The organism is uncultured Devosia sp., from assembly GCF_913055165.1.
Lineage (GTDB): Bacteria > Pseudomonadota > Alphaproteobacteria > Rhizobiales > Devosiaceae > Devosia.
Map to the genome: position 1 here is coordinate 1 of NZ_CAJXJS010000017.1, position 25,686 is coordinate 25,686.

At 62.4% G+C, this 25,686-nt stretch carries 23 protein-coding genes; 10 read left to right on the top strand and 13 right to left on the bottom strand.

Translation table 11 applies throughout. The features are described 5' to 3' along the window. Positions 1 to 328: 328 nt before the first annotated feature. A complete protein-coding gene (locus QZ564_RS07675; protein ID WP_297107275.1) occupies positions 329 to 1,003 on the top strand; it encodes a hypothetical protein in 675 nt (224 codons plus the stop codon). Positions 1,004 to 1,061: 58 nt separating this feature from the next. Next, positions 1,062 to 1,460, top strand: a complete 399-nt coding sequence (locus QZ564_RS07680; RefSeq protein ID WP_297107278.1) for a cupin domain-containing protein — start codon at positions 1,062 to 1,064, stop codon at positions 1,458 to 1,460. A gap of 11 nt (positions 1,461 to 1,471) precedes the next feature. On the opposite strand, the gene QZ564_RS07685 is transcribed toward QZ564_RS07680, so the two are convergent. From QZ564_RS07685 to QZ564_RS07700, 4 genes are all read right to left on the bottom strand, one after another. After that, on the bottom strand, positions 1,472 to 4,126 hold the full coding sequence (locus tag QZ564_RS07685) for a LuxR C-terminal-related transcriptional regulator (protein WP_297107281.1): 2,655 nt from the start codon (positions 4,124 to 4,126) through the stop codon (positions 1,472 to 1,474). Between the two features lie 215 nt (positions 4,127 to 4,341). After that, positions 4,342 to 5,073 carry a hypothetical protein gene (locus tag QZ564_RS07690; protein WP_297107283.1) on the bottom strand — a complete coding sequence of 244 codons (732 nt, stop codon included), beginning with the start codon at positions 5,071 to 5,073 and terminating at the stop codon, positions 4,342 to 4,344. 3 nt (positions 5,074 to 5,076) lie between these two features. After that, positions 5,077 to 7,107, bottom strand: a complete 2,031-nt coding sequence (locus tag QZ564_RS07695) for an autotransporter domain-containing protein (RefSeq protein WP_297107286.1) — start codon at positions 7,105 to 7,107, stop codon at positions 5,077 to 5,079. 389 nt (positions 7,108 to 7,496) lie between these two features. Then, complete coding sequence (locus tag QZ564_RS07700) at positions 7,497 to 8,528, bottom strand: substrate-binding domain-containing protein (RefSeq protein ID WP_297107290.1); 1,032 nt, start codon at positions 8,526 to 8,528, stop codon at positions 7,497 to 7,499. Positions 8,529 to 8,762: 234 nt separating this feature from the next. On the opposite strand from QZ564_RS07700, the gene QZ564_RS07705 reads away from it, so the two are divergent. Next, positions 8,763 to 10,550, top strand: coding sequence for a methyl-accepting chemotaxis protein (locus QZ564_RS07705; RefSeq protein ID WP_297107294.1), 1,788 nt, complete (start codon positions 8,763 to 8,765; stop codon positions 10,548 to 10,550). 310 nt (positions 10,551 to 10,860) lie between these two features. Here QZ564_RS07705 and QZ564_RS07710 read toward each other — a convergent pair whose 3' ends face one another. After that, complete coding sequence (locus tag QZ564_RS07710) at positions 10,861 to 12,219, bottom strand: ROK family transcriptional regulator (RefSeq protein ID WP_297107296.1); 1,359 nt, start codon at positions 12,217 to 12,219, stop codon at positions 10,861 to 10,863. A gap of 190 nt (positions 12,220 to 12,409) precedes the next feature. On the opposite strand from QZ564_RS07710, the gene QZ564_RS07715 reads away from it, so the two are divergent. Beyond that, positions 12,410 to 14,248 (top strand): EAL domain-containing protein, encoded by a 1,839-nt coding sequence (locus QZ564_RS07715; RefSeq protein ID WP_297107298.1) that lies wholly within the window; start codon positions 12,410 to 12,412, stop codon positions 14,246 to 14,248. A 33-nt stretch (positions 14,249 to 14,281) separates the two neighbouring features. Here QZ564_RS07715 and QZ564_RS07720 read toward each other — a convergent pair whose 3' ends face one another. After that, on the bottom strand, positions 14,282 to 14,449 hold the full coding sequence (locus QZ564_RS07720) for a hypothetical protein (RefSeq protein ID WP_297107300.1): 168 nt from the start codon (positions 14,447 to 14,449) through the stop codon (positions 14,282 to 14,284). 218 nt (positions 14,450 to 14,667) lie between these two features. Here QZ564_RS07720 and uxaC point away from each other — a divergent pair, with 218 nt between their 5' ends. From uxaC to QZ564_RS07735, 3 genes are all read left to right on the top strand, one after another. Beyond that, the gene (uxaC, locus tag QZ564_RS07725; protein WP_297107302.1) at positions 14,668 to 16,086 is read left to right on the top strand and encodes a glucuronate isomerase; all 1,419 of its coding nucleotides are present in this window, start codon (positions 14,668 to 14,670) and stop codon (positions 16,084 to 16,086) included. A 113-nt stretch (positions 16,087 to 16,199) separates the two neighbouring features. Then, a complete protein-coding gene (locus tag QZ564_RS07730) occupies positions 16,200 to 17,051 on the top strand; it encodes an aminoglycoside phosphotransferase family protein (RefSeq protein WP_297107305.1) in 852 nt (283 codons plus the stop codon). 5 nt (positions 17,052 to 17,056) lie between these two features. Continuing rightward, positions 17,057 to 17,563: a CAP domain-containing protein gene (locus QZ564_RS07735; protein ID WP_297107308.1), complete on the top strand. Its 507-nt coding sequence runs from the start codon at positions 17,057 to 17,059 to the stop codon at positions 17,561 to 17,563. A 39-nt stretch (positions 17,564 to 17,602) separates the two neighbouring features. Here the strand turns inward: QZ564_RS07735 and QZ564_RS07740 are convergent, their stop codons facing one another. The 4 genes from QZ564_RS07740 to QZ564_RS07755 are packed head-to-tail and all read right to left on the bottom strand — an operon-like array spanning position 17,603 to position 20,146. After that, entirely contained in the window at positions 17,603 to 18,337 is a 735-nt protein-coding gene (locus QZ564_RS07740; RefSeq protein ID WP_297107310.1) for a TlyA family RNA methyltransferase, read from the bottom strand. After that, positions 18,334 to 18,933, bottom strand: a complete 600-nt coding sequence (locus QZ564_RS07745; protein ID WP_297107313.1) for an SCO family protein — start codon at positions 18,931 to 18,933, stop codon at positions 18,334 to 18,336. Before QZ564_RS07745 ends, QZ564_RS07740 begins: the two co-directional genes overlap by 4 nt. A 3-nt stretch (positions 18,934 to 18,936) precedes the next feature. Next, positions 18,937 to 19,188, bottom strand: coding sequence for an exodeoxyribonuclease VII small subunit (locus QZ564_RS07750; RefSeq protein ID WP_297107316.1), 252 nt, complete (start codon positions 19,186 to 19,188; stop codon positions 18,937 to 18,939). A gap of 31 nt (positions 19,189 to 19,219) precedes the next feature. Beyond that, complete coding sequence (locus QZ564_RS07755; RefSeq protein ID WP_297107319.1) at positions 19,220 to 20,146, bottom strand: histone deacetylase family protein; 927 nt, start codon at positions 20,144 to 20,146, stop codon at positions 19,220 to 19,222. 131 nt (positions 20,147 to 20,277) lie between these two features. Here QZ564_RS07755 and QZ564_RS07760 point away from each other — a divergent pair, with 131 nt between their 5' ends. Continuing rightward, positions 20,278 to 21,198, top strand: a complete 921-nt coding sequence (locus QZ564_RS07760; RefSeq protein WP_297107322.1) for an L-threonylcarbamoyladenylate synthase — start codon at positions 20,278 to 20,280, stop codon at positions 21,196 to 21,198. Here the strand turns inward: QZ564_RS07760 and QZ564_RS07765 are convergent. Next, positions 21,195 to 22,142 carry a DnaJ C-terminal domain-containing protein gene (locus QZ564_RS07765; RefSeq protein WP_297107326.1) on the bottom strand — a complete coding sequence of 316 codons (948 nt, stop codon included), beginning with the start codon at positions 22,140 to 22,142 and terminating at the stop codon, positions 21,195 to 21,197. The genes QZ564_RS07760 and QZ564_RS07765 overlap by 4 nt on opposite strands. A gap of 111 nt (positions 22,143 to 22,253) precedes the next feature. On the opposite strand from QZ564_RS07765, the gene pdxH reads away from it, so the two are divergent. Together pdxH and QZ564_RS07775 are read left to right on the top strand one after the other, a co-directional pair. After that, positions 22,254 to 22,883, top strand: a complete 630-nt coding sequence (pdxH, locus tag QZ564_RS07770; protein WP_297107329.1) for a pyridoxamine 5'-phosphate oxidase — start codon at positions 22,254 to 22,256, stop codon at positions 22,881 to 22,883. A gap of 99 nt (positions 22,884 to 22,982) precedes the next feature. Then, positions 22,983 to 23,804, top strand: coding sequence for a DUF1499 domain-containing protein (locus QZ564_RS07775; RefSeq protein ID WP_297107332.1), 822 nt, complete (start codon positions 22,983 to 22,985; stop codon positions 23,802 to 23,804). A gap of 18 nt (positions 23,805 to 23,822) precedes the next feature. Here the strand turns inward: QZ564_RS07775 and QZ564_RS07780 are convergent, their stop codons facing one another. Together QZ564_RS07780 and glpK are read right to left on the bottom strand one after the other, a co-directional pair. Further along, positions 23,823 to 24,128: an alkylphosphonate utilization protein gene (locus tag QZ564_RS07780; protein ID WP_297107335.1), complete on the bottom strand. Its 306-nt coding sequence runs from the start codon at positions 24,126 to 24,128 to the stop codon at positions 23,823 to 23,825. 59 nt (positions 24,129 to 24,187) lie between these two features. Then, positions 24,188 to 25,678, bottom strand: a complete 1,491-nt coding sequence (gene glpK, locus QZ564_RS07785; protein WP_297107338.1) for a glycerol kinase GlpK — start codon at positions 25,676 to 25,678, stop codon at positions 24,188 to 24,190. Positions 25,679 to 25,686 lie beyond the last annotated feature (8 nt).

A 25,686-nucleotide genomic window follows, 5' to 3' on the forward strand; every position in this document is an offset into this window, starting at 1 on the left:
CCCAGATAGCTCAGTTGGTAGAGCAGCGGATTGAAAATCCGCGTGTCGCTGGTTCGATTCCGGCTCTGGGCACCACCTTTTCCCATTAAGTATTTGAGTCCCCGGACTGTCGCTTGGCGCCAAGCGGCTGCTTGCTTGCAGGCAATCCGGATGGCAGCCGATACCCGTTTTGTCTGCCCTGAGCGACGTGTTGACGGGCGATCATCTTGTGATCGGCAACTGGCTCTTTTGGGCCATGACGCGCCAGGGAACACCTCTTATCCGCCTCTGCAGAAGTGTACGACCTGGCCTCTGGCCGGTCGGGACACCTGCATCGAGAGGATCGAACATGACCACCACACAGCCGCGCCACGACATGTATTCCGCAATCCACAAGGGGATTCGCTACGCTCACTGTCAGCAGCTTATGCATTTGAGCAACTTCGACATTGACGATGACGTCGCCCGCGATGCGCTGATTGCATCCATGCGCCGGCACATGGTGCTCTGCCACGGGCACCTGCATCACGAGAACGAACACATTCACACCGCGCTGGAAGCGCGGAGCCCGGGAGCATCCGAGGTTGCAGAAGAAGGGCATGTGGAGCACGAGCAGAGTTTTGCCGAGATCGAGAACCTGATCGAGGCACTTGCCAAGGCCCCCAAGAGCGAACGTGCCGCGGCCGCTCGGGCGCTCTATCGCCGGTTTGCATTGTTCATGGCCCACGACTTCGAACATATGAACGAGGAGGAAACGATCCTCCAGACGGCCCTACAATATGCCTTTACCGACGCCGAGCTGATGGAAATCGAGCACCGGATCGTTACCTCGATTCCGGCAGAAGAGGTGCCGCTGTCCGTGGTGCCGATGCTCTGCGCCATGCATCCAAGCGATCGCCGGGCGACGCTGTCCGGAATGAAGCAAGGCATGCCTCCGGAGGCCTTCGGTGGCGTGATGGAGGGCATGGTTCGGCCCCACGTGTCGGATCGCGAATGGGCCCAGCTGAGCGATCTGCGCGGCTAATGGCGTTTTCCGGACTCCGGCCTGGAAGGACCGGGGTCCGCGCAGCGAGGGACCAGATATGTGTCGGACACAATGTTCATGCGGGTCGCCATGCCCGCAGCGTCAGTCCAGCCCGCCCCAGGGCGTACACCTGCTGCGGGCCACCCCGGAGCAGGCGGGCAGGACAATCAAGTTTCAGGGTGGCGTCTATGGTGCCAATACCTCTTTCTTTGCCGTCTCGGTGGAGCCCGGCTCCGGGCCGGGCCTGCATGTCCACCCCTATGCCGAAGTCTGGATCGTCCGGCGGGGACAGGCCGGCTTTCAGGCTGGTCGCGAGGAAATCGTCGCCGGGCCCGGCGATATCCTGGTCGTCGAGGCTTCCGTACCGCACAAGTTTACCAGCATGGGCAATGAGCGCCTGGAGATGGTCTGCATCCACGACAGCGGCAATATCGTCCAGCATTCGGTGGAGCAGTAGCGCGCATGCGCCTAAGCGCTCCGAGCCTTGCGGAACTGCGCTGCGGCCTGGCCGCGCGAACGGACGCCGAGCTTGTCCAGAATATTGGCAACATGGCGCTTGACGGTATGGGGCGAGAGCAGCAGGTCCCGCGCGATTGTCTTGTTGCTGTCGCCCCCAGCCAGGCGCTCCAATATCTCCATCTCGCGGAGGCTGAGGCCGAGTCTGTCCGATTTCGGCTGTGACCGCAGGGTTTGCCGTGCCTCGTCCAGTCGGTCGACAAGCGAGAGCAGGGTATTGCGCTGCGCATCATATTTGCCGCCTGCGAAGGGGATATTGGCCAGTTCCTTCAGCCTGACCCCGCCCAGGAAGGTGAGCCGCAAGAGCTCGCCCGACGCGGAAAGCGCAGCAATCAGGTCGGACAGTCTTTGCCACGCGACCGCATAGTCGAGCGCACGTGCCCTTGCCAATGCGCTCAATGCGGCAAGCTCGGGCGCCAGTGCGAGGTAGTCACCCCGCATGGCGCTGACGGTGATCCCGGCCTCCAGTTCCGGTGGGACACGGTCCCGGGGACGCCGCAAGCTCTGCAAGACTGCGAGATAGGCCTGACCGAGACGAAGGTAAGGCATGTCCAGGATGCGCAATTCGTTGTCGAGGCGCTCGCAGCATTGGTCCAGGGCATCCCAATCCTCAAGCGCCGCGTAGAACCGCCCGAAGAACAGCGCGGAGAGGCCGCGCCAATAGGCCCAGGACTGGCCTTCACGCCCCTCGAAAAGGCCGAAGAGACGATCGGCCGCCGTGCGCAAGGCAGCGGGATCCCCCTGAGCATAGCCCAGTATGGAGCGCGCGATCTGGATCGAACCCCTGACCGAATAGGGCTTGTTGTGCCAGGCCTGGCTGCCCTCGACCTCGCCAACGATTGCAGCCGCTTCGGGATACTTCCCGGACAGAAGCAGGTGCCAGATGCGCATGCTCAGGGCGCTGTCCCTCAGCATCTCGTCGCGATCGCCGGCAATGGCCAGTGCGCCGGTGGCGTAGCGTTCGGCGCGGCCTCGCATGCCTTGTTGCAGCCCCAGATAGATGTGCAGTCCGCACTGGTTCCAGATGACCGGATCGCCGCTTGCGACCAGGCTCTCGAACATGCGGTCAAAATAGCGCATTTCCTGTTCGACCGTGCCGCTGACACGGGAGAGAAGATAGCCGGCCAAGGCGCAGAGCGCCCGGGTGCCGGCATCAAGCGGCTCCTGCTCCAGCTCGGCCAGAAGGGTCATTGCCTCCGCAGTTCTCGCTTCGCCAAACCTGGCAACCAGTTCATAGGCACGGGACCGCTGGCAGCGCTCGGTCGCCCCGGCCTGCGCGAAGAGTCTTGCCGCATTGGCCATGTGAATCCCGGCCTGCTGCCAACGCGGATAGCACGATTCACAAAGGCCCAACGTGTAGGACAGCTCGGCCGACTGGGCGATGAAGCTCTCGGGCAGCGCATGAACCAACCGGCTCACCCGCTCGATCTCGCCCTGGGGCAGAAGCACACTGCACAGCGCCGACAGTTCGGCTTCGGCCTGAACGAACCGCCCGGCCTGCACCAGATAGCTGATGCGCCTTTCCGGCGTGGCCTCCGCCGCTGCCGCGCGGGTCAGCAGTGTTTCGAACTGCTCACGGGTAGAGGTTCGTCGCAACCGCGCGAGGAGGTAGTCTCGAAACAAATCATGCAGCCGCAACACGCCCCTGGAAGGGTCCAGCTCGCTGGCAAACAGTCCCCTTCGAACAACCTCTTCCAGCAGCATTCCCGCATCGGGGCGGCCCGTCACCGCCTGACAGACTGGTTCGCTCAATTCGGTCAGAATTGAACACTCGGTCAGAAATGCCACCAGATCCTCAGGCAGGTGCGCAAGGACCTCGCTGCTGAGGAAATCAAAGGCCGGGCCTTCCAGTCCCGCCAGGTCAGTGGCTGCGGTGCCCGCCTGCAGCGCCAGTTCGCAACCGGCCGGCCATCCGGCCATTTTCGACCAGATGCGCCGCAGGCTCTCTGCGTCCTCGCGCCGACCATGAGTTTCTGCCAGCGATGTGAACTCATCCAGGGTGAAACGCAGATCGTCGGCCCCGAATTCCCCTAGCGCGCCGCTCAAGCGCAGCCGGGGCAAGGCCAGAGGCGGCTTTTCACGCGTCGAGAGGACGATGGTCCAGCGTTCCGGCAACCGCTCGACGAGCCGCTCGAGCCAACCGAACACGGTCGGATCATGCAGCCTGTGGGTGTCGTCAAAAACGATGACACCCCGGTCGACCTCGCTGGCGGCAAGGGCATCGGCAATCAGGTCGGCGACGCGCCATTGGCCGGCTTGGTCCTGCCGCGCGATTTCAAGCATGCCCTGAACCGATGTCCGCCAGGGAATGTCCGCAGCCTCCAGTGCCAGTTCGAGCGCAAAAAGCAGGCGTGGCAGATCATCGCCTTCGTCGATGGAAATCCAGAAAGCCGCGATGTGTGGTGAGACGCCAGCGAGCGCGCGCACCAGGGTAGTCGTCTTGCCAAAGCCGGCGGGGGCGGAAATCAGGATGAGCCTGTAACGGCTCAGGGCCGCGCCCAGCCTCGCCTCCAGGCCTGGCCGATCGATCTGGGCCATCCTGAGGGCTGGCGCATGCACTTTGGTGGCCGGAAGGACAATGTCCGCCGGGCGGTCGTTCGAGCTCATACTGGCTAGCCTGTCATGCGCCAGCCACTGGCGGGTACGCGGAACGCCATAGCGGCCATCGGCTCCTCGTGCCCAACGATCCGGTTCATCTTGCATGTAATGGGATATTCTTGGGGTCATCAAGAGGTGATGCCGCGCCGACGCCATGATCATTGACGTCCCGGGAAGACCTGGGACGTCAGAGTTGGATAGAGCGAGCGTGATTCAGCCCTCGGCTAGGGCACAACATCGAAGGCGTGGGCGGCGTCGAAGATCGACTCGCACAAGGACTTCGTCGTCTCGGCATGCAGGTAAACCAGTGACCAGCTCATTGCGCGCATGCTGACGCCCTGCGCTGCGAAGGGACCACCCACTTCGGCGCGCTCGAAGGCAATGACGGCATCTTCACGTCGCCGCAGGCAGTCGGCAGCCGCGTCGCGCCAGGTCGCATAGGCCTCCCCCAAGGCGTCGAGCCGATGATTGGCCTCGTCGCGCGCGAGCGCCTGATAGTCGATCATGGTGCGGGAGTAGCAGGCCTCATAGCCCGGAGACTGTTCGCTACCGCATTGCTCCATCGCGGCGATTCGACGGTCCGAAAGATAGGCCATGGCTGATTGCAGGTCGGCTTTGGTGGTCTCCACCAAGCTGTACACCGTGACCTCCGCATCCGTCGCGCAGGCCTGCAAGTCATAATCCAGAAGGGTTTCTATGGCGGCACTCTGCGCATCGCTGACGGCGGCCATCGGCGCCATCCGGCTCATCGCCTGCTGGCTCTCAAGCAGGGCCGAAGCGCCTGCCTGCTCGATATAGGAGGCAATGCCGTCCCAAACGTTGCATTTTGCCGTTTCCGCATGGGCTGGCAACAGGGCAATCTGTCTCCAGATATCCAGCGGCGTTTCAGCGATGGCTGGCGCGGTGACGGTCAGCAATGTGCAGCAGCTCAGAAACGTGCGGACTAACGTGCTCATGGTCTAGAACCCCGCCTGCAGGCCTGTGCCGACCGTCCAGTTCTCGGCATAGGTTCCTCCGAGATTGGCCGATGCGTAAGTATTGAGGCGCAGCCGGTCGGTGGGGGCCCATTCGAGATTGACGCCGAAGCTGTGCCAGCTCCCCTGATGACCGGTGGCCGGAGCGGAGAAGCTGGCAACATTCGGCACCGCCACGCTGACGCCGGCTGCGGACCCGTCGATGAGATGGTTGAATGCGTAGCTGGCGCCGATGGTGAGCTGCGGAGAGAGAGCGAAATCCGCTTCAAGACCGAGGGTCACCAGGTTCGTGGTATTGACCTGCTCGGAGACGGTACCAGCGCCGACGCCGCCCGTCTCGCGATAGCCGGCCATGGTGCTGCGGCCGACCAGCCACTGGGCATAGGGCGTCACTTCGAGCGCGTCGCCAAGGGCCTGTGTCCAGCCGGCGCGGACCGCGCCTGTCAATGTGGTGACGCCGGTCTGTCCGGTGGCAGTTTCGATAGCCGAGCCGTTGAGATAGTTGCGATTGATCGAGGCACCGAGCATGTCGGCGCGGGCTCCGACACTGAGTTCGAGACCGTTCAGGGCAGGTGCAGCAAAGGCCGTACCAAGGTCGACCGCTGCCCCGCCACCGAGCCAGGCACCCGTATACGTAGCGTTTCCACCCAGGTAGAGCGGCGAGGACTCCATGCCCGTGACGCCGCCGCCGCCAGTGACCGACCAGCCTGGCTGGCGCCAGGTCAGCATTCCACCCGCAAGGTTTGAAGAACTGCCCTGAACATGCTCGAAATCGAGAGAGGCGCTCAGCCCCGACATGCCGGAGGCTGTGGGCATGGTGTGGAGCACCCGTCCCGTGGCGATGGCTGACGGCAGGCGGGCCACCTCCTGCAGAGAAGCCACTGAATTCGCGTAATCGGTTGTGCCGAACAGGACCCCGGAGCGCGCCAGAAATGCCTGGTATTGCTCTTCGCCAGTTTCGCCCCAGCCGACAATGGTGGAACCGTCATCGCTGATGGCTGTTGCTTCGCGGAGAATCCACCCACCGGTCCCGACACCAGTCTCGGCCAGCCATGCATCAAGCGACTGGGCGCCGGATGCCTCGGTCCAGCGGAACGCAACGGTACCATCGCCCTCATCCGCGAGGATGTATTGGCCCACCACTGTCGCCCCGTCGGCCGAAATGTCGGTCGCTTCGGAATACATCCAGCCGGTCCCGCCATCGAGAGCCACAGCATCGCCATAGCTGCCGGCTTCCTGGGTCCAGCGGACAGCATGACCTATGCTGGCTGCGTCTGACGCTTCGCCAACAATATAGCGCGCGTCATTGGTAATGGCCTCGGCGCGGCTGTAATTCCCGCCGCCGAAAAAGCCCAGACCCTGGAGACCATCAGCAGAACCAAGATCCTTGTAGAAGGCCTGGTAGCCGCCTGCCGCCATGCGCCCGTTTCCGACGACGATGCCATTGTCGGAAACATCCATTGCTCGGCTGCTCGGCGCGCCGCCACCCAGCCAGCCGAGAAGCTGCATGCCGCCCGCCTCGGTCCAGGCGAAGGCAACGTTCTGGCCGGCTCCGGATACACTGCCCACTACGACATTGCCGTCTGAAGACACGCCATCGGCTACGCTGCTGTTGTAACCATTGGTGCCGAGGTTGGCCAAGCCATCAGCCTGGGTCCAGCGAAAGGCCTCGACATGGGTGCCACCGCCGCCGTCCGGCACGATATGGTAGCCGACAATCGCCTTGCCATCGCCCGAAACGCCGCGCCCATCGGCGCCAGTGCCGGGAAGGGCAAACATGCCTGTATTCGCATCCCAGCGAAACGCCACCTGTGTCAGGTTGTTGCTGCCCGCCGTGCCGACCACCACGCCGCCATCGGCCGAGACGTCATAGGCGTAACTGACGTCATATCCCCCGGCAGGATATCCCAGCCACCATAGGCCCGGGTCGCCCGCATCCTGGGCGTGTACCGGCAGGCCAAGACCCAAGGCGGCGGAGGCGGCGCCTATGGCCATTCCGGAGCGTAGCTGCCCCATTGAGCGCCTGTAAATGGACTGTGGCGGCGAGCACGGGACGGTTGCGCGCTGGGCGGGCGTTGTGATGTTGGGCATGTGGAAGGCGTCCGGCAAGTGAACGGCGGACGGCACGACTTGGTGCCGCCACCGGTTCCTGGTTGTTTCTCGCCTCTACCTGCTTGCTACCCGGCGGTTTGACATGGCCCAAACGGGCCATACCACGGCAATAATTGGACATTCACCTCCCAGACGCGATCGGGCGGTGTGTGCTCGGTATTGCTTCTCATTGGCTCGGAAAACCAAGTCGGATGCCGCCCGCGCGAAGCCGACAAAATACTTCCGGTTTAGTAGCGGATAGAGAGGTCGCCTGGCTCCAAAGTGCCAATGCATGTCACGTCAGTCTGTGGTCGCTATGCCGCCCCGGCCACGGATTTTCGGATGATCAGGGGCGGTTTCTCACGCCTTTGCAGAGGCAGATTGTCCGGGTTTCCCTTTAGCTGAAGTCTGAGAAGGTCTGCCAGGGGAATGCATGCGTCAGTCAAGGGCGAATTGGTGACCGTCAGCGCTGGAGTCATTTCGGCTGACGCATATTGAGGCTCTTGATCGTCATGAGCGACGATCGAAATGTCCTCAGGCACCTTGAGCCCCTTGTCCGATATGGCTCGCAGGGCGCCCGCTGCAACCTGGACTGAAGCGCAGACCAGAGCAGTCGGGCGCGGCCCCTTACGTCCACCCAAAGCATCGAGGGTCGAAAGATAGCCGTAAGTCTCGGTCAAAGGTCCATGAAAAACCATCCCGGCCTTGGGTGGGAGCCCAAACTGGGCCAGCGTCTCAGTCAATCCCCTGGCGCGTTCACGGGCAAAGGCATGCTCCTTGGGACCATTTAGCAACGCAATCCTGCGGTGTCCCAATTCGCAAAGCAAGGACACGGCTGCTGCAGAGACATGGTGGTTGTCGATGTCGAAATAGGCAAATGCGTCATCTGGAGAGCACCTGCCATGAACGACAAATGTGACGTTCAACTCCTCCAGGAGCGCAATTCTCGGATCGTTCGGTCTTGGGGTGTTGATGATGAAGCCGTCCACGACGCCTTTCGATATCAAGCGCCGATATGGTGCCAGTTCATCATTGCCGACGGCGACATGCAGCATCAGCTCCATGTCATGGGCTGTCAGTGCTGCGGATATCCCGGCAACAACTCCAAAGAACGTTGAGTCGGTCACCAGGTGTTCCGCGTTCGGGATCACCAGCGCAACCACGCCGGAGTGTCCACCAACCAGCTTGCGCGCGATCTGGTTGGGTCGATAGCCAAGCTGCCGGGCCTGCTCGGTCACCCGGGCCCGCGTTTTCGCGTTAACTTCTGGAAACCCGTTCAGCGCGCGACTGACTGTGGCAGGTGAAAGATCAAGGGCGCGGGCGATGTCTTTGAGCGTGACTGTCATGGCTTCAAATCGTTTTGAGAAGCGCAGTCTCACGGACAGAGGTTGATGAGTCGTTAACGGCTGTATTCGCGCAAAGGTCTATTTAAATCGTTTTGAAAAGGAGCCGATTGGCGCCGAATTTGTGCTGTTGATGCACAAAATTTAGGCGTAGTGCTTTAACTTTCGTGGTGAGAGGAATCCGTTAACAATTGCGGACTAAGACTAACGTGCCTCATATTCAAGGACGCAGGTGAAATGGGTTTTCAATTCTTCCAGGGCAGCAAGGCTGCACTGCACCAGGTCAATGCCGATACGTTAACCGCGCTCGATAGATCACTGGCCTTTATCGAATTTCAGCCAGACGGCACCATTATTTCCGCAAACGAGAATTTCCTCGCAGTGATGGGTTACTCCCTTGAGGAAGTGGCGGGACGGCATCACCGCATGTTCGTCGACCAAACCTATGCTGACTCAGCAGAATACCAGGCGTTCTGGTCCAAACTGATCGCAGGAGGGTTTCAGCAGGCCCGCTTCCGACGACTAGGCAAGAACGGCAAAGAGGTCTGGATCGAGGCTTCCTACAACCCCTTGGTGGGCGCGGATGGCAAAGTCTATCGGATAGTCAAGGTTGCCAGTGACGTGACCCAGCGCCATCACGACTCTGCCGATGCGCGCGGCCAGATTGCTGCAATATCGCGCTCGCAGGCGGTCATCGAATTCAGCCTTGATGGCACCATCCTTACGGCCAACGAGAATTTCTGCCAGGCGTTGGGCTATCGGCTCGATGAGATCAAAGGACAGCACCATCGCATCTTCGTCAGGCCGCAGGATGTGGCTTCTCCTGCCTATGCGGAGTTCTGGCAAAGGCTGAATAGTGGCCAGTACTGGTCTGACGAATATCTCCGCATCAGCAAGACCGGCGAGGAAGTGTGGATCCAGGCCTCGTATAACCCGATCTTCGACGGCAATGGCCGACCCTACAAGATCGTGAAATATGCGACCGACATCACCGCGCGCAAAGCAGCAGTTCAGGCCTTGAGCGCAGCGTTGGGATTGCTGGCGGAAGGCAATCTCGGATGCCGGATAGATGGCACCTTTCCTGGTGAACTGGAACAGGTCCGCGCGGCATTCAACGAGACCATTGACCGGTTCACCACCATTGTCCGCGAACTGAGGCAAACCTCCGGCGCCCTGCGGGCTGCAACAGGTGAGATCCTGGCTGGCGCGAATGATCTTGCCGAGCGCACCACGCGACAGGCCGCAGCTATTGAAGAAACCAGTGCGGCCGTCGAGCAGCTGTCGCAGACCGTGGCGGCCAACGCAAAGCGGGCCGACAGCGCCCGCACGAATGCGCGCAGCGTGTCCGACGGGGCAGAACAAGCTGGCGCGGTGATGGGTGAGGCCAACACCGCCATGGAAGCGGTCACCGCCCAGGCGGCCAAGATCTCGAACATTATCGGCCTGATCGACGATATTGCCTTCCAGACAAATTTGCTGGCCCTCAATGCATCGGTGGAAGCGGCCCGCGCTGGAGACGCAGGCAAGGGATTTGCCGTTGTAGCCGTCGAGGTGAGACGGCTCGCCCAGTCGGCAGCGAGTGCATCAAGCGATGTGAAGGGCCTTATCGAGAAGTCGGCCGAAGCTGTGACGCAAGGATCTCGCCTGGTGGCTTCGGCAACAGAGCGCCTCAACTCGATGGTGACCCGAGTGCAGGAAAACGCCCAGCTCATGGAGGAAATTGCCCAAGCCAACAGCGAGCAGGCCAGTGCCATTGCAGAGGTGAATACCGCCGTACGGCAGATGGACGAAATGACCCAGCACAATGCTGCGCTGGTGGAAGAAACGAACGCCGCGATCGAGCAGACCGAGGGTCAGGCAAGCCGCGTTGATTCACTCGTTGAAGTCTTCGTGTTGGAGAAGACAAATGCCTTTGTCGAAAGGTCGTCTCCTGCCACGGTTCAGGGTCTGCCCAACACTAGGTTCGCTAAGACCTATCCAACAAGCGGGTCCAATGCCCTGTCTGCCGATTGGGATGAGTTCTGATGCATGAGTCGCACCGGCGAGGCACGTTTGGGCCCATATCGGCCATCGAGGGCAATTTGATCCGATTGGCCGACCCGTCAGAGGGGCAGCCACCGGATCAGTTCATGGCATTTGGTCAGTTGGCGGAGCAGTCGGCCACCATTGCGGACCTTATGCTTCAGCTCATGTCTGAGCTTGAACGGCTGGAACCGAAACATACGCCATCGAACGCGGTGGATCGCGCTCGGTTGGCGACCGAACGGTTCGTGGTGAACCTGGGCCAGACTGCCCGGGCCCTCGAGCGGTTTCGCCCTGTTGATGCCTGTGGGCGTCAGGCGAGCTCATCTGAAAAGAAGGTAGAGTAGAGCGGTCGGAGGGCGGCTCCCTTAGCCGGGGCCAGCGCTCCCGCCAGCCCCCTCCTGATCACAGGGGGGCTGGACCAGGCGAAGTCCGCCAATTGCGAAGAAAGCTCAGCGGCGAGCGCGTCAAGAAGGTCTCCGGAGATACTGCCGTCCAGAACGACCAGCGGAAGGTCCAATCCATCGGTGCTGGTTTGAACGGCCGTGGCAAGGGCTTCTCCAGCCCTCTCCAGCCAGTGAGCGGTGACCTCTGCCCGCGAGCCTCCTCCCCTTGCGACCGCCTGCATCCACGCGTGCCCACCAACCACGTCATAGAGGCGCTGTTGCTTGGATTTTGGGCCGACCCTTGTCCGGCCCAGTGATCCGTAACGACCTTGCGGCGCAGTCCAGAGCCGCCCATCCAGCAGAAAGCCGGATTGAATGAATCGATCGACAAAGAGATAGAGGTAATCCGCGGGCCGTGGTGGCGGCGTCGCTGCAAGCTCGCCCCACGCGCCGGCGCTACCGGTCGAATAGGTCGACACCGGCACCTCGATGCGCTGTTCCAGCTCCACGCGGAACGCCCTCTCGTCCCAGGGAGCCTGATGCTCGCCCATTACCATCAGGCACAGTTTGTCAAAGTCCACCGGGACGGCGACACCAAGCCCGACCAAGTCAGCCGAGTTCTTGCGTGCAGCCACCCGACAATGCTCGAACCCCCGTGCTACGGCGTCCGCCACGTGGCCATAGGCGCATTGGGAGATGTCAAATTCACGCTCGGCCAGAATTTTGCCGCCCAGCGAGCGAATGAAAAGATAGCAGGTGCCGAACCCGATCTGGCACCCTGCGGAATACGCGCCGTCGGGATTGAGGAAGAGCGCAACACCAGGCTGCCCACGCTTGCCGCGAACGCGCTCGCCTTCCAAAATGAGGTTTCGGATGGTCAGCTCCTGAACCAGCCGGGATACCGTGGCGGGGCTTAGGCCGGTCGTACGTGCAGCGTCAGCGGACGTTGCGCCTGGCTGCGACGCGATCGCTGTGAGAACCGCCCGCATATTGAGCTCTTGAATAGCGCTCGGATCCTGTCTTGCAGGTCCCGGCTCGAAAATCATCCGTCGCAAAATGTCGCTCCCCAGCGAAACTTCCCGATAGCACACATATTTGGACATTTGCCAACCGCATTCGCTTTGTGGAGAGAACCAGGTGGTTTTACTTTTGGGAAAGGACAGGCGTCGAATCAAATTAAGTTTCATCATGAAACGTAATGGCAATGTGGCGGCGTCAGCGGCCTTCAGTGCGCTTGGTACCCGAGAAAGCCCGTTAGGTGGCGTGCTCTTCAGGCTCCACCCCATCTAGGCACCGCCTTGCTCCCTCTGGAACACTGGCATTTGCCGCGTTCTGTCGAGGGTGTTGCGCGACCTGTCGTTTGGTCGCGACTGCCCCCTCCGTGGCAGAATTGATTAAAACCATAACAACCCGAAAACACTCCCTTTACTGGAGCGGGTTTAGCTTGGGGGCTTGGAAAATCTGGGGACCAAGAAGTTGGCGGGCGATACAGAACTATTGCTCCGTGTGCAGACCGAAGTCTTGGAGGCTGTGGCGCGGGGCGAGGACCTGACGGATGTCGGCAACATACTGTGCCGTCGTGTCGAACAGTTCGCGCCTGGCGCCATCTGCTCCATCCTCCTGGTGGAAGACGGCAAGGTTCGCTCCCTGGCTGGACCCAGCCTTCCCGAGAGCTATTGTCAGGCTGTAGATGGTGTCGCTGTGGGACCTTGTGCAGGCTCCTGCGGTACGGCGGCCTGGCGGGCAGAACCGGTCATGGTGACCGACATCGAAACAGATCCGCTCTGGGCCGATTACAAAAGTTTGGCCCTGCCTCTCGGCCTTCTGGCCTGCTGGTCCAGCCCCATCCGCAACAGTCAGGGCAAAGTGGTTGGCACCTTTGCACTTTACTTTCGTAGCCGGCGCGGGCCGAACGCGCTGGAGCGGCAATTGGTCGACACGTGCCTGCATCTTTGCGCGCTGGCGATCGAGCATGAACATGCGCGCGCCACCAACCACCGGCTGGCCTATTTTGACGCGCTGACCGGCTTGCCCAACCGCGGCCATTTCAATGCCGCCCTGGCCGAGCGCATCCTGATTGGGCGTCCCTTCGGGTTGATCCTGCTCGACATCGATCATCTCAAGCAAGTCAATGACAGTATCGGACACGCCGCCGGTGACACCCTGATCCGCACAATTGCGGAGCGCTTGAGCCGATGCGGCTCCGATATCCTGGCCTGCCGCCAAGGGGGCGACGAAATTGCCTTGCTGGTGGATCGGTGCGCTGATCATGCTGTGCTGGAGACCGTGGCCCAGCGGGTCTTATCTGCGGTCTCGGGCATGGTCGAGGTGGGCGATCAGGCCATTGATGCTCATGTCACCCTGGGCGGTGCCGTATTCGGCATTGATGGCACCGACTCGGACACATTGTGCCAGAACGCCGATTTCGCCCTCTACCAGGCCAAGCAGACCCATCGCGGCGGCTATGTCGGTTTTCGGCCCAATTTGCGCACAGCCATGGTTGAACGGATCGCGATCGTCCGGCAGCTCGGTACCGCCATGGCGGAGGCCCGGATCGTACCGTACTACCAGCCCCTCGTCTGGCTCGAAACCGCCGAGATCGTCGGCCTGGAGGCGCTGGCCAGGATGGTCATGCCCGACGGCACGGTGGTGCCGGCCAGTGCGTTCCACGACGGTCTCAGTGATCCGCGCATCGCCTATCAATTGACCGGCCTGATGCTGGAGCATGTCGCCCGCGACATTCGCGGCTGGCTCGACGCCGGAATCGCCTTCAAGCATGTCGGCGTCAACGTCTCCACGAGCGATTTCCAAAGGGGCGATCTCGCCGAGCGAATCGAAAACACCTTCGCGGCCAATGACGTCTCTCTTAGCCATGTGGTGCTGGAGGTGAACGAATCTGTCTTTGTCGGTGGCAGCGACCAGACCGTGCCACACGCTGTCGAGGCCTTGCGTGAACAGGGGCTGCTGGTGGCGCTGGATGATTTCGGCACCGGCCACGCCTCGCTTACCCATCTGCTGAGCTTTCCCGTTGATATCATCAAGATCGACCGGTCCTTCGTGGCACGTCTGGGATCGGACAAGCCGAGTGGCGTCGTCACCCGGGCAATTTTGGACATTGCGCGTCAACTCGATATGCGCGTCGTTGCCGAAGGAATCGAGACAGCAGAACAGGTCGGCATGCTGCGCGACTACGGCTGCTCAATGGGGCAGGGTTACCTGTTCTCGCGTCCGGTTCCGCTAGCCGATACCACGCGCCTGCTGCAGCTCTTCTCCCAAAAGCCGATCGACACCAGTCTGATTGCGGCGGCCGGTTGAGCTATCTGATCGCCGAGGGCGCCAGTCGTCGCCCTACATCACCAGGCTGAGCAGGATCGCTGTGATACCAACCATGCCCAGGGCACTCAGCCCGGCAGCGGTGAGCATCATGCGGATCCGCTGCAGACGCGCGTCATAGCCGCTCACATACTGCAAGCGGTTTTGCGCCGTCCCCTGGTAGCCGGAATCGATTTGCGTCATCGGGGTACCCTCACCGTCAGGCGTTCCAGGGAACGCTGCTCACTTGCGGGCGGCCGCCTTATCGGGCCGTTTCTCACCCAGTCCGGAACACGATACGCTCTGCTGGACGGCAGTGAAGCGAAGGCTGCAGGCGCAGTTAATTTAGTTCAAATGCCAACCGACTTCATCTTGTATGGAAGATGTTGAAACGGCCGGACGAACATGGCACAACCACCGACATGACCCAGCCAAGCCATCTGCATCCCGACCGTCTGTTTCCCGCCGCCGAACCGGCCCGCAGCATCGCCCGCGAGCTCTATGCCGCCGTTCGCGACCTGCCGCTGATCAGCCCCCATGGTCACACCGATCCGGCCTGGTTTGCCCAGAACGGCCGCTTCGCCAGCCCCACCGCGCTGTTTCTGACGCCTGACCATTATGTGCTGCGCATGCTCAGGAGCCGCGGCATCTCCTATGATGCGCTTGGCATTCCCCGCAAGGACGGTAAGCCGGTCCAAAGCGATGGACGCCAGGCCTGGCGGCTCTTTGCGGAAAACTATCACCTGTTTGCCGGCACGCCCTCCAAGACCTGGGTCGATCACTCGTTGCATGCGGTGTTTGGCATCACCGAGGAACTGTCCGGGAAGACGGCCGACACCATCTATGACGCCATCGACGCGCGTCTGGGCGCACCCGACCTGCTGCCACGCGCCATTCTCGAGCGCTTCAAGGTGGAGGTGATCGCCACCACCGAATTCGCGCTCGATCCGCTCGTTCATCATCAGTCAATGGCGGAGCAGGGCCTGATCGGCCAGGTGCGGACGACCTACCGGCCAGACGATGTCACCGACCCCAGCCGGGCGGCAATCGTCGAGAACCTGCACAAATTCGGCGAGTTGACCGGCGAAGACGTCAGCAATTGGGATGGGCTGATCAACGCGCATCGCAAGCGCCGGGAATACTTCCGAAAGCATGGCGCTGTTGCCACCGACCATGGCGTGCCCACCGCCAATACCGCCGATCTCGCCGCAGGCGACAAGCAGGCCCTGCTCGACAAGGTCTTGGCCGGTCGCCACGACGCCAATGACGCCGAACTCTTCCGCGCCCAGATGCTCACGGAAATGGCCCTTCTGTCGGTGGAAGACGGCATGGTCATGCAGATCCACGCCGGCTCGCGCCGAAACACCGATCCGCTGCTGTTCGCAGAGCGTGGCGCGGATCTGGGTGCCGATATTCCAGGGCCAACCGACTATGTTGGCGGCCTTAAGGCACTGCTCAGCCGTTGCGGCAACGAGCCGAACCTCAAGATCATCATGTTCGTGCTCGACGAGACCACCTATGCCCGCGAATTGGCCCCCATGGCCGGCTATTGGCCCTCGCTGATGATCGGCCCGCCCTGGTGGTTCCACGACAGCCCGCAGGGCATCCGCCGCTATCTCGACCAGGTCGTGGAAACTGCCGGCTTCTACAATCTCGCTGGCTTCAATGACGATACCCGCGCGCTGCTCTCCATTCCGGCCCGCCACGACGTCTGGCGCCGCGAAGTCAGCGGTTTCCTCGCCAACTGGGTCGCCGAACATCGCCTCAGCAGATCCAGCGCCGAGGAAATCGCCCGGCATTTGAGCTATCAAGCTGCGAAAGACGCCTACAAGATCAGGTAATCTCAGGTCAGGGGAAGTCCAATCAAACACAGTCCGCCCCACTCCCACCATCTTTACCCGCCACCTGCGTGAGAACCGTCGAATCGTAGCCACGCTTCTGCTCTAATGGCGCCATGGTGAATCAGTCTCCTGTCGAAACCGCGCTCAGCCGCGCCATGATCCGCTGGTCCCTGACCAAATCCGTGCCGGTGGCCGAAACGCCGCGCAGCTGGGTCTTCCGGGTGGAACAGAATGGCCGCAATTTCGCGGCCATCAAGATTCTCAAACCGGCCGTGTCGCTGGAAGAGGGCAGGGGGGCTCGCCTTCTCTCCTGGTATGGCGGCGATGGCGCTGCAACGGTCTTCGATATCCATGGTGACACCATATTCATGGAATGGCTCGATGGCGGCACGCTGGGCGATGCGGTCCGCGCCGGTCGCGACGAGGAAGCCAGCATTGCCCTGGCCGGTGTTGTCGGCAATCTTCATCGGCCCCGAGAGGACGCGCCGGACGATCTGGAGCCATTGCGGCAGCGCTTCGAGGTGCTGTTCGAGACCGATGTGCGGGCCTGGCCCCACACCGCCCGCGACCTCTATGCGCGCTGCGCCGGTATCGCGCTCAAGCTGTTCGACAAGCCCATGCCGCAAATTCCGCTGCATGGCGATCTGCACCACGACAATATCATCTCCTCCGACCGGGGCTGGTTGGCTATCGATCCCAAGGGCCTGATCGGTGATCCGCACTATGAATTGGCCAATGCTTTCCGTAATCCCGTGGGCGCTGGCAAGCTGGCGGCCGATCCACGGCGCATCGCGGCCATGGCGGACATATTTGCTGTCCGGCTGGGTCTCAACCGCAAGCGCCTTCTCGGTTTCGCCGCCGCGCATTCTGGCTTATCGGTGTGCTGGGACCTGGCTGCAGGAAACCCCATCACCGCTGACCTTGCCATTCTCCCCAATCTCTTGAGCGCTTACGACCAGGCCTGATATCCATGTCCATCCTCTCGCGTCGCGCAGTGCTGTTTCTCGGTTCGGCGTCTCTGCTTTCGGCCTGCGCCTCGACCATTCCGCCGCTGCCGGCAAAAATGTCGGACCGGCCCGAGGACCTGACCCGCGAACAGATCGTCTCGACGATCAACGCCGTCCGCCGGGCCAACGGCGCCGGGCCCTGGACCTATAATCCGGCGCTGGAAACCGCGGCGCGGGCGCAGGCGCGCCTGATGGCGGGTAAGGACACGCTAAGCCACAATCTTGGCACCACCCTGCGGCAGCGCGTCACTGAGGCAGGCTATGTGCTGGCAGTCGGTGAAAATGTCGCCAAGGGCTACAAGACCTTGCCCGCTGCCATTGAAGGCTGGCTGGGTTCGCAGGGCCACCGCAACACGCTGCTCTCCAATCGCTTTACCGAATTCGGCCTGGCCTTCGCCCGGACCAATTCGGGCAAACTCTATTGGGCCCTCATCGCCGGTGGCCCGTTCGAGGCCTGGGTGCAAGCCTGAATTCGGCGCTCCGTCTCGCAGGAAGTCAGGCGACGGGCGTCATCTGCGGTCGAACACCAGCACTGTCTCGACATTGCCGTCACCGCCGGCAATTGGAGACACAATTTTCTCCCGCAGGGTGAAGCCCCCGGATTCGACGAACCTGACCACCTCCGCCAGCGCCCGCTCGCTGGCCATACTATCTGTCACGATCCCACCCTTGCCGACGAATTCGCGGCCGACCTCGAATTGGGGTTTGAACAACAGCACAGCTTCCGCCTGCGGTCCGCACAGGGTCAGCGCCGGTGCCAGCACTTTGGTCAGGGAGACGAAGCTGACATCGGAGACGAGAAGGTCGATGGCGTCGGGGATGATTTCACTGTCCAGATCGCGCGCATTCGTGCCTTCAAGGCTTGTCACGCGCATATCGGAGCGCAGACTTTCATGTAGCTGGTCGTGTCCGACATCCACGGCGAAGACCCGCTTCGCACCGCGCTTCAGCAACACCTGCGTGAAACCGCCTGTGGAGGAACCTACATCAAGGCAAATCTTGCCGCTAACATTGATCCCTCCGGCATCCAGCCCGGCAATCAGCTTGAGCGCCGCGCGGGACACATAGCCGGCCGCCGGATCATCCAGCGTCAGCTCATCCTCGGGTCCCACCATCTGGTTTGGCTTTTTCGCCGGTGCACCATTGACGGCAACCGTGCCCCGCAAGATGGCGTCCCGGGCCCGCGCCCGGCTGGGCATCAGCCTGCGCTGTTCCAGAGCCAGGTCGAGCCGGACGCGGCTCACCCCTTGACCAGCCGCTCGATCTTGGCGAGGGCGGTGTCGCTGGCTTCCTCATAGGCAATGGTGCCCTCAAAGGTGCCATCGCTGTCGATCAGGAAGGTCAGGGCGGTGTGATCGACGAGATAGAACTCGCCCTCCACATCGCCGGATTTTTCCGAAAACACACCGAAGGCCGCCTTGGCCTTCTCAGTCTCTTCCTCGCTCCCAACCAGCCCGATGACGTTGGGGTCAAAGCCTTCGACATAGGCCTTGACCATTTCAGGCGTGTCGCGCTCCGGATCGACCGTCACGAAAATGATCCGCAGCTCTTCCGGTGTCAGGCCAAGCTGCTCCCGCCAGGCTGTCGTTTCAGCCAGTGTCGTGGGGCAGACATCGGGGCAGAACGTATAGCCGAAGAATATGACGGACGGCGTACCGCGCAGATCGTTCTGCGTGAACGTACCGCCCTGGGTCGAGGCCAGCGCAAATTCCTGTCCCGTGACCCCCAGCGGGCGCTGCGGCGGCCGGAACACATAGAGCGCCGTCGCCCCGATTGCCGCCACGGCCACCAGCACCCAGAGTACGATGCGGAAATTGCGCAGTGCCGTATTGGTCGTCATCGATCAGTTCGCGTCCAGCGGTTCGGTGCCCACCGGTTTGCCCTCGCGGTTGAGCGTGATCTTTTCGATCCGGGCTTCGGCGGTCTTGAGCAGGGTTTCGCAATGGGCCTTGAGCGCTTCGCCGCGCTCATAGATGGCAATTGACTCTGCCAGCGGTGCTCGTCCGCTTTCGAGCTTCTGCACGATCTGCTCGAGCTGTTCCAGCGCCGCCTCGAAGCTCAGCGTCTTGACATCGTCATGATTGGAATCGGCCATAGTCGCCTCGCTGGTTGGCAATGAATCTGTCCTAGTTCCCCAGCAGGGTGCGGACGTGTTGCCGTACGCCGCCGCTGAGTCCCCTGAGGTCATAGCCACCTTCGAGCAGCGAGACAATGCGATTGCCGCAACGGCGTTCGGCCACGTCCATCAACTGTTGCGTGAGCCAGCGGAAATCCTCGTCCACCCACTCCAGCTGGGCCAGAGGATCGCGGACATGGGCATCGAACCCGGCCGAGATCAGGATGAGATCGGGCGCAAAATTGTCCAGCGCCGGTAATATCTTGCTCTCATAGGCATCGCGCATGATGTCGCCACCCGAATGGGGCGGCAGGGCGGCATTGACGATATTGCCCACCCCGGTTTCCGCCGGATCGCCGGTGCCCGGATAAAGCGGCATCTGGTGGCTGGAGGCATAAAGAATAGTTGCTTCGCCCTTGAAGATGTCCTGCGTCCCATTGCCGTGATGCACATCGAAATCGACAATGGCGATGCGCTCGGCGCCATATTTGCGCTGCGCTTCCCGGGCGACGATGGCGACGGTGTTGATGAGGCAGAACCCCATGGGCGTGGCGATCTCTGCGTGGTGCCCCGGCGGACGGATGGCGCAGAACGCGTTGTCGACCTCGCCCAGCAAGACCGCGTCCAGACCCGCCAGCGCCCCACCCAGGCCAGTAGCAGCGACATCCATAGACCCATCGGAGATGAACGTGTCCGCATCGATTTGCCCAATCCCCTCGGCCGGACGGGCATCTCGCAGGCGGGAGAGATAGGCCTTGTCATGTACCAGTTCAGCCAGCATCAGGTCGCCAAAGGGCGCGTTGCGCCGTTTGAGGGCAGAGAACTGCGATCCGGTCAGCGCGTCCTCCACGGCCCGGATGCGGTCGGCCCGTTCCGGATGACCCTGCGGGGTCTGGTGATCGGCGAAATTGGGCTGGCTGACCAGAAGCGTTGTCACATGGTTCTCCCAAAGGCATCGCATGGAAAGTCTGGAGCCGGGCTTCCATTCCCCGATGCGCTCACAAGGCGCTCCGTCTTGACGCGGGCATGGCCGCTTGTCAAACACCGCACATGCCAGACCCGTTCCACATGACTGTTGAAGAGGCCGCCACGCTGCTGCGTTCGGGCAAGCTTTGCGCTTTCCCCACCGAAACGGTCTATGGCCTGGGCGCGGACGCCACCGATCCCGACGCCGTCCTGTCCATCTATGAGACCAAGGGGCGGCCGCGCTTCAATCCGCTGATCATCCATTGTGCCGATCGCGACATGGCTGAACGTCTTGCGGTGTTTTCGCCGCTGGCGCGTCGCCTGGCCGAAACCTTCTGGCCCGGCCCGCTGAGCATCGTCCTGCCGCTGCGAACCGGCCATGGCTTGGCCGACATCGCAACCGCCGGCCTGGACACGGTGGCCCTGCGCATGCCCGATCACCCCCTTGCGCTGGAGCTGTTGCGGGCCACAGGACGGCCATTGGCGGCGCCTTCCGCCAATCCGTCGGGAAGGCTTTCGCCTACCACTGCCGATCAGGTGCGCGGGGCATTTGCCGGCAAAGTGCCGGTTCTTGATGGCGGGCCCTGCAAGGCTGGGGTCGAGTCCACCATTCTGGCGATCGATGGCGACCGGTTGATCCAGCTCCGCGCAGGCGCGCTTTCGCGCGAGACGATCGAAACCGCCATGGAGCAGCCGGTCGAGCGCGTCGAGGAGGGGGCAGCTATTTCCGCACCCGGCATGCTACTCAGCCACTATGCGCCCAATGCCAGGATGCGGCTCGATACCAGCCCGTTGCCCGGCGAAGCCTATCTGGCGTTTGGAAGCCCGGCGCCGCACAACAGCCTGGTGCGCAACCTGTCCGAGAGCGGCGACCTGCACGAGGCGGCCCGCAACCTCTTTTCGATGTTGCACGAGCTGGACGCGGCCGGCGTCCAGCTGATTGCCGTGGCGCCGATCCCCGAGACCGGATTGGGCGAGGCCATCAATGATCGGCTGCGCCGGGCCGCGGCCCCCCGAACCTAGTCTCGCACCTTATAGGGCTTCTGGTCGCGCATGAAACGCGCCAGCGCCTCCAGATCGGCGTCCCCGCCCGGTGGCAGGACCACGCGTATATTCACGTAGAGATCGCCATCGCCATAGAGCCCCTTGCCCTTGAGCCGGAACGCCTTGGAGGTGTCCATGCCCGGCGGCAGGGTGAGTTCCACCGAGCCGTCCAGCGTGGGTACGCGCACCTTGGCGCCCAGCACAGCTTCATAGAGCGTCACCGGCACATCGGTGCGCACGTCGTGCCCATCCTTGCGGAAGGTCTTGGATTTTTCGAAACGCACCGTGACCAGGGCGTCGCCGGGCTCGCCGAATGGGCTGGGGGAGCCCTGGCCCTTGAGACGGATCTGCTGACCCTCCTCGACCTTGTCGGGCAGTTTCACCGACAGCACCTTGCCCGAGGGCATCCGAACCGGCACCGAGGCTGCCTTGTGGGCGTCCTCGAGCGACACGGCGACATTGACGATGATGTCGTCGCCCTTGCCCATCCGGCCGCCGGCGCTTCCCGCCGTGGTACCAGTGAAGGGGTCCCACTGGGCGCCGCCCGCCGAACTCCGCGCGCCGCCGCGGGGCTGGCCACCGAAGCCGCTCATGAACTCCTTGAGAATGTCTTCCGCTGAAAAGCCGCCGGTTCCAGCGCCCGGGCGCGCGCCGCGGCTCGCACCGGCAAATCCGCCATTGCCGAAGCCGGCAAAGCGTGGATTGCCTTCCGCGTCGATTTCGCCTCGGTCGAACTGCGCGCGCTTGGTAGCGTCGTTCAACAGGTCATAGGCATGCGTCGCCTCGGAGAACTTGGCGTGCGCCGTGGGGTCATCAGGATTCTGGTCGGGGTGGTACTTCTTGGCCAGCTTGCGATAGGCGGACTTGATGTCCTTCTCGCTTGCGGACCGCGACACCCCAAGGACGGTGTAAGGATCGCGCATTGGGTCCAATCTTTGATCGAGGGCATTGTTCGCCCCATATTTCAGGTCCTATATGGCCACGCCCCCGGCCCTTGTCCAGTTGTGGCGCGGGTAACAAGCAGGAATATCAGTATGCTGCAGATCCTCACCGAACGCCTCTTCGACGATAGCGACCGCTCCGCGCTCGACCCCTTTGCCATTTTCGAGGAATGGTATGCCCTGGCGCAGGAGAGCGAGCCCAATGACCCGCACGCCATGGCCCTGGCGACCGCCGACGCCTCCGGTTTGCCTGATGTGCGCATGGTGCTACTCAATCGGCGCGACGCCCGCGGCTTCTGCTTCTTCACCAATTTCGAAAGCGACAAGGGCGATCAGTTGCGGGCCAATCCGCAGGCCGCCATGGTCATGCATTGGAAGAGCCTCAGGCGCCAGGTGCGCATGCGCGGGCCGGTCGAACAGGTCAGTGAAGCTGAAGCAGACGAGTATTTTGCGTCGCGCGCCAAAGGCAGCCGTATTGCTTCGGCCACTTCCAAGCAGTCGCGCCCGCTCGCCAACAGGCAACAGATGATGGATGAAGTCGCCTCGCTGACCGCCATGGTTGGGGACGGCGACATTGCGCGCCCCCCACATTGGTCAGGATACCGACTGGTACCCACAACCATCGAATTCTGGAAAGACGGCGAGTTTCGACTACACGATAGGGTGCGCTTCACGCGCAATTTGCCCGGAGCCGCCTGGTCGAGCACGCGCCTTTATCCGTAATCCTCGGCGTCGACCGGCGTGGTGGACGGGCCCCGATTTGTTCAAACAAGCGAAAGACCTTGACGCTATCCTGCGCGCCGGATTGGGGAACGGGCCGCCTTGCGAATACTGATCAGAACCTCGAAATGGGCGGTCTTGGCGCGGCGGCTTGGCAGTCTGGCGGTGCCGCTGACCATTGTACCGGTGCTGATGCACCGCGAGCGATATCTCGATTCGGGCCTGTTTCTGGTGGTAGCCCTGTTTGCCGGCCTCATTGCCGTCCTGGCAGTCCTGGCCGCCCTGATCGCCCTGGTGCGCCTCTGGCATACTGGTGATCAGGGGTGGGGAAGGGCCCTGTCGGGGCTCTTTCTTGGGCTGATCTGTCTGGCACCCTTTGCCTATTATGGGGGCCAGGCCCTGCGCTATCCTATTGTCACGGACATCGCCACTGCGCCCCGGAGCGGGCTGCCACTGATCTTCGAACCCGACACGGCCAATATGCCGCCGCCCCGCCTGCTGACGGCCCAGGAACAGCAGCGGTTTTTCCCTAATGCCACGACCCGCACCTATCCCCTAGATGCGCTTCAGCTTTTTGCCATTGTCGAGCACCTGGTCCAGGCACAAGGCTGGGACATTCGCCAGCGCCGCGAGCCGGGCCTGGGCGATGAGCCGGGTCGACTGAATGCACGCATTGTCACATTGGCGGGCTGGCGAGAGGAGGCTGTCCTGCGTGTTGCCCCTGTAGCGAGCGGATCAGCCGTGGACATGCGGTCCGCCTCGATCGGCGCGCTGCACGATCTGGGCTCGAATGGGCAAAGGATCAGTGATTTCATGATCGCCCTGGACGCCGAGGTCACCGCCTTCCTGCGCGACAATCCCAATATCAATGCGCCCGCAATCGAGGAACCAGACGAGTCCGATGGAACTGTGGGAGTAGAGTAAGGCGCCTAGACCGGGCGCTCAGCGCTTGCGTACGAACTCTGTCCGCAGCACAAGACCCTTGATCGCATCGTGTCGGCAGTCGATTTCATCCGGATTGGCGGTCAGGCGGATCGACTTGATCACCGTGCCCTGCTTGAGCGTCTGGCCCGCGCCCTTCACCTTGAGGTCCTTGATCAGAACCACCGAGTCGCCGTCGGACAGCGGGGTGCCTGAGGCGTCGCGCACCTCGAGTGCTTCTGCCTGGTCGGCCTGTTGCATCTCCGAGGCGGGGCGCCACTCGCCGCTCACCTCGTCATAGACGTAGTCTTCGTTTTCTGCGCTCATGCCGCTCTATTGCAGTTGGCTGGTGCTTTGCCAAGCGGTTCTGTGGCGGCGGCGCGATCTCAATGGCTCAGCGTGCGCCGCACCGCATCATTCCAGCCGGCGATTTTTGCCTCACGGACCGAGGCCTCCATCTGCGGCTCGAAGCGACGATCCCGCGCCCAGCCCGCGGCAAATTCGGCCATGCCGGGCCACACGCCGGCCCTCATGCCGGCCAGCCAGGCCGCGCCCAGGGCCGTGGTTTCGAGAATGGTCGGTCGATCCACCGGCGCATCGAGAATGTCGGCCAGAAACTGCATGGTCCAGTCCGAGGCCACCATGCCGCCATCTACGCGGAGGACCGTATCCTTTGCCCCACCCTGCCAGTCCTTGCGCATGGCGTCGAGCAGGTCGCGCGTCTGGTAGCTCACGGCCTCCAGCGCCGCCTTGGCGATTTCGGCCGGCCCGGTATTGCGGGTGATGCCAAAGATCGTGCCACGCGCCTCCGCGTCCCACCAGGGGGCGCCCAAACCGACAAAGGCGGGTACCATATAAACGTTCTGGCTCGGGTCGGCGGTGCGCGCCAGCGGGCCGGTCTCGCTGGCATGGCTGACCAGCTTCAGCCCGTCGCGGATCCATTGCACCGCGGCCCCGGCGATGAAGATCGAGCCTTCCAGCGCGTAGGTCGTTTTGCCGTCCAGGCGATAGGCAATCGTGGTGAGAAGCCGGTTGCGGGAAGGCACCATCTCCGCACCGGTATTGAGAACAGCAAAGCATCCTGTGCCATAGGTCGACTTGACCATGCCGGGCTCGAAACAGGCCTGGCCGATCGTTGCTGCATGCTGGTCGCCTGCAACTCCGAGAATGGGAATCGGCGCGCCGAACAATCCGGCTTCGGCGGTGCCGAAATCATCGGCGCAGTCCTTCACCGCGGGCAGCATCGCCATCGGCACGTCGAGCAGCGCGCACAGTTCGGCGTCCCACTGGTTCTGCCCGATATTGAACAGCAATGTGCGGCCCGCATTGGTCGCATCGGTCGCGTGCACGTTGCCGCCAGTGAGCCGCCAGATCAGGAAGCTGTCGATCGTGCCAAAGGCCAGTTCGTCTTTCTCGGCACGTTGGCGGGCGCCCTCGACATTATCGAGCAGCCACTTGACCTTGGTGCCGGAGAAGTAGGGATCGAGCAGCAGGCCTGTTCTGGCCGTCACCATCGCTTCGTGCCCGGCCTTTTTCAGCTCGGCACAATAGGCCGCCGTACGTCTGTCCTGCCAGACGATGGCCTTGTGAATGGGCTCCCCGGTGGCCTTGTCCCAGATCACCACGGTCTCGCGCTGATTGGTAATGCCGATAGCGGCAATGTCCCCGGCCGAGACCTTGGCCTGGGACAACGCCGTCTTCACCGCCCAGACGACGCTGTCCCAGATTTCCTCCGGGTCATGCTCGACCCAGCCATCCTGCGGGAAATGCTGGGTAAACTCCTTCTGGCCGACGCCAGCGATCCTGCGTTCGCCGTCAAAGACGATGGCGCGGCTCGATGTGGTGCCCTGATCGATCGCCAGAATGAAATTGGTCATACCCTGCT

What these genes read in the sequence shown, in the direction of transcription:
- QZ564_RS07675 (WP_297107275.1), top strand. Translation starts at nt 329, where the DNA reads ATGACCACCACACAGCCGCGCCACGACATGTATTCCGCAATCCACAAG.
- QZ564_RS07680 (WP_297107278.1), top strand. Translation starts at nt 1,062, where the DNA reads ATGTGTCGGACACAATGTTCATGCGGGTCGCCATGCCCGCAGCGTCAG.
- QZ564_RS07685 (WP_297107281.1), bottom strand. Translation starts at nt 4,126, where the DNA reads ATGAGCTCGAACGACCGCCCGGCGGACATTGTCCTTCCGGCCACCAAA.
- QZ564_RS07690 (WP_297107283.1), bottom strand. Translation starts at nt 5,073, where the DNA reads ATGAGCACGTTAGTCCGCACGTTTCTGAGCTGCTGCACATTGCTGACC.
- QZ564_RS07695 (WP_297107286.1), bottom strand. Translation starts at nt 7,107, where the DNA reads ATGGGGCAGCTACGCTCCGGAATGGCCATAGGCGCCGCCTCCGCCGCC.
- QZ564_RS07700 (WP_297107290.1), bottom strand. Translation starts at nt 8,528, where the DNA reads ATGACAGTCACGCTCAAAGACATCGCCCGCGCCCTTGATCTTTCACCT.
- QZ564_RS07705 (WP_297107294.1), top strand. Translation starts at nt 8,763, where the DNA reads ATGGGTTTTCAATTCTTCCAGGGCAGCAAGGCTGCACTGCACCAGGTC.
- QZ564_RS07710 (WP_297107296.1), bottom strand. Translation starts at nt 12,219, where the DNA reads ATGGGGTGGAGCCTGAAGAGCACGCCACCTAACGGGCTTTCTCGGGTA.
- QZ564_RS07720 (WP_297107300.1), bottom strand. Translation starts at nt 14,449, where the DNA reads ATGACGCAAATCGATTCCGGCTACCAGGGGACGGCGCAAAACCGCTTG.
- uxaC (WP_297107302.1), top strand. Translation starts at nt 14,668, where the DNA reads ATGACCCAGCCAAGCCATCTGCATCCCGACCGTCTGTTTCCCGCCGCC.
- QZ564_RS07730 (WP_297107305.1), top strand. Translation starts at nt 16,200, where the DNA reads ATGGTGAATCAGTCTCCTGTCGAAACCGCGCTCAGCCGCGCCATGATC.
- QZ564_RS07735 (WP_297107308.1), top strand. Translation starts at nt 17,057, where the DNA reads ATGTCCATCCTCTCGCGTCGCGCAGTGCTGTTTCTCGGTTCGGCGTCT.
- QZ564_RS07745 (WP_297107313.1), bottom strand. Translation starts at nt 18,933, where the DNA reads ATGACGACCAATACGGCACTGCGCAATTTCCGCATCGTACTCTGGGTG.
- QZ564_RS07750 (WP_297107316.1), bottom strand. Translation starts at nt 19,188, where the DNA reads ATGGCCGATTCCAATCATGACGATGTCAAGACGCTGAGCTTCGAGGCG.
- QZ564_RS07760 (WP_297107322.1), top strand. Translation starts at nt 20,278, where the DNA reads ATGACTGTTGAAGAGGCCGCCACGCTGCTGCGTTCGGGCAAGCTTTGC.
- QZ564_RS07765 (WP_297107326.1), bottom strand. Translation starts at nt 22,142, where the DNA reads ATGCGCGATCCTTACACCGTCCTTGGGGTGTCGCGGTCCGCAAGCGAG.
- pdxH (WP_297107329.1), top strand. Translation starts at nt 22,254, where the DNA reads ATGCTGCAGATCCTCACCGAACGCCTCTTCGACGATAGCGACCGCTCC.
- QZ564_RS07780 (WP_297107335.1), bottom strand. Translation starts at nt 24,128, where the DNA reads ATGAGCGCAGAAAACGAAGACTACGTCTATGACGAGGTGAGCGGCGAG.
- glpK (WP_297107338.1), bottom strand. Translation starts at nt 25,678, where the DNA reads ATGACCAATTTCATTCTGGCGATCGATCAGGGCACCACATCGAGCCGC.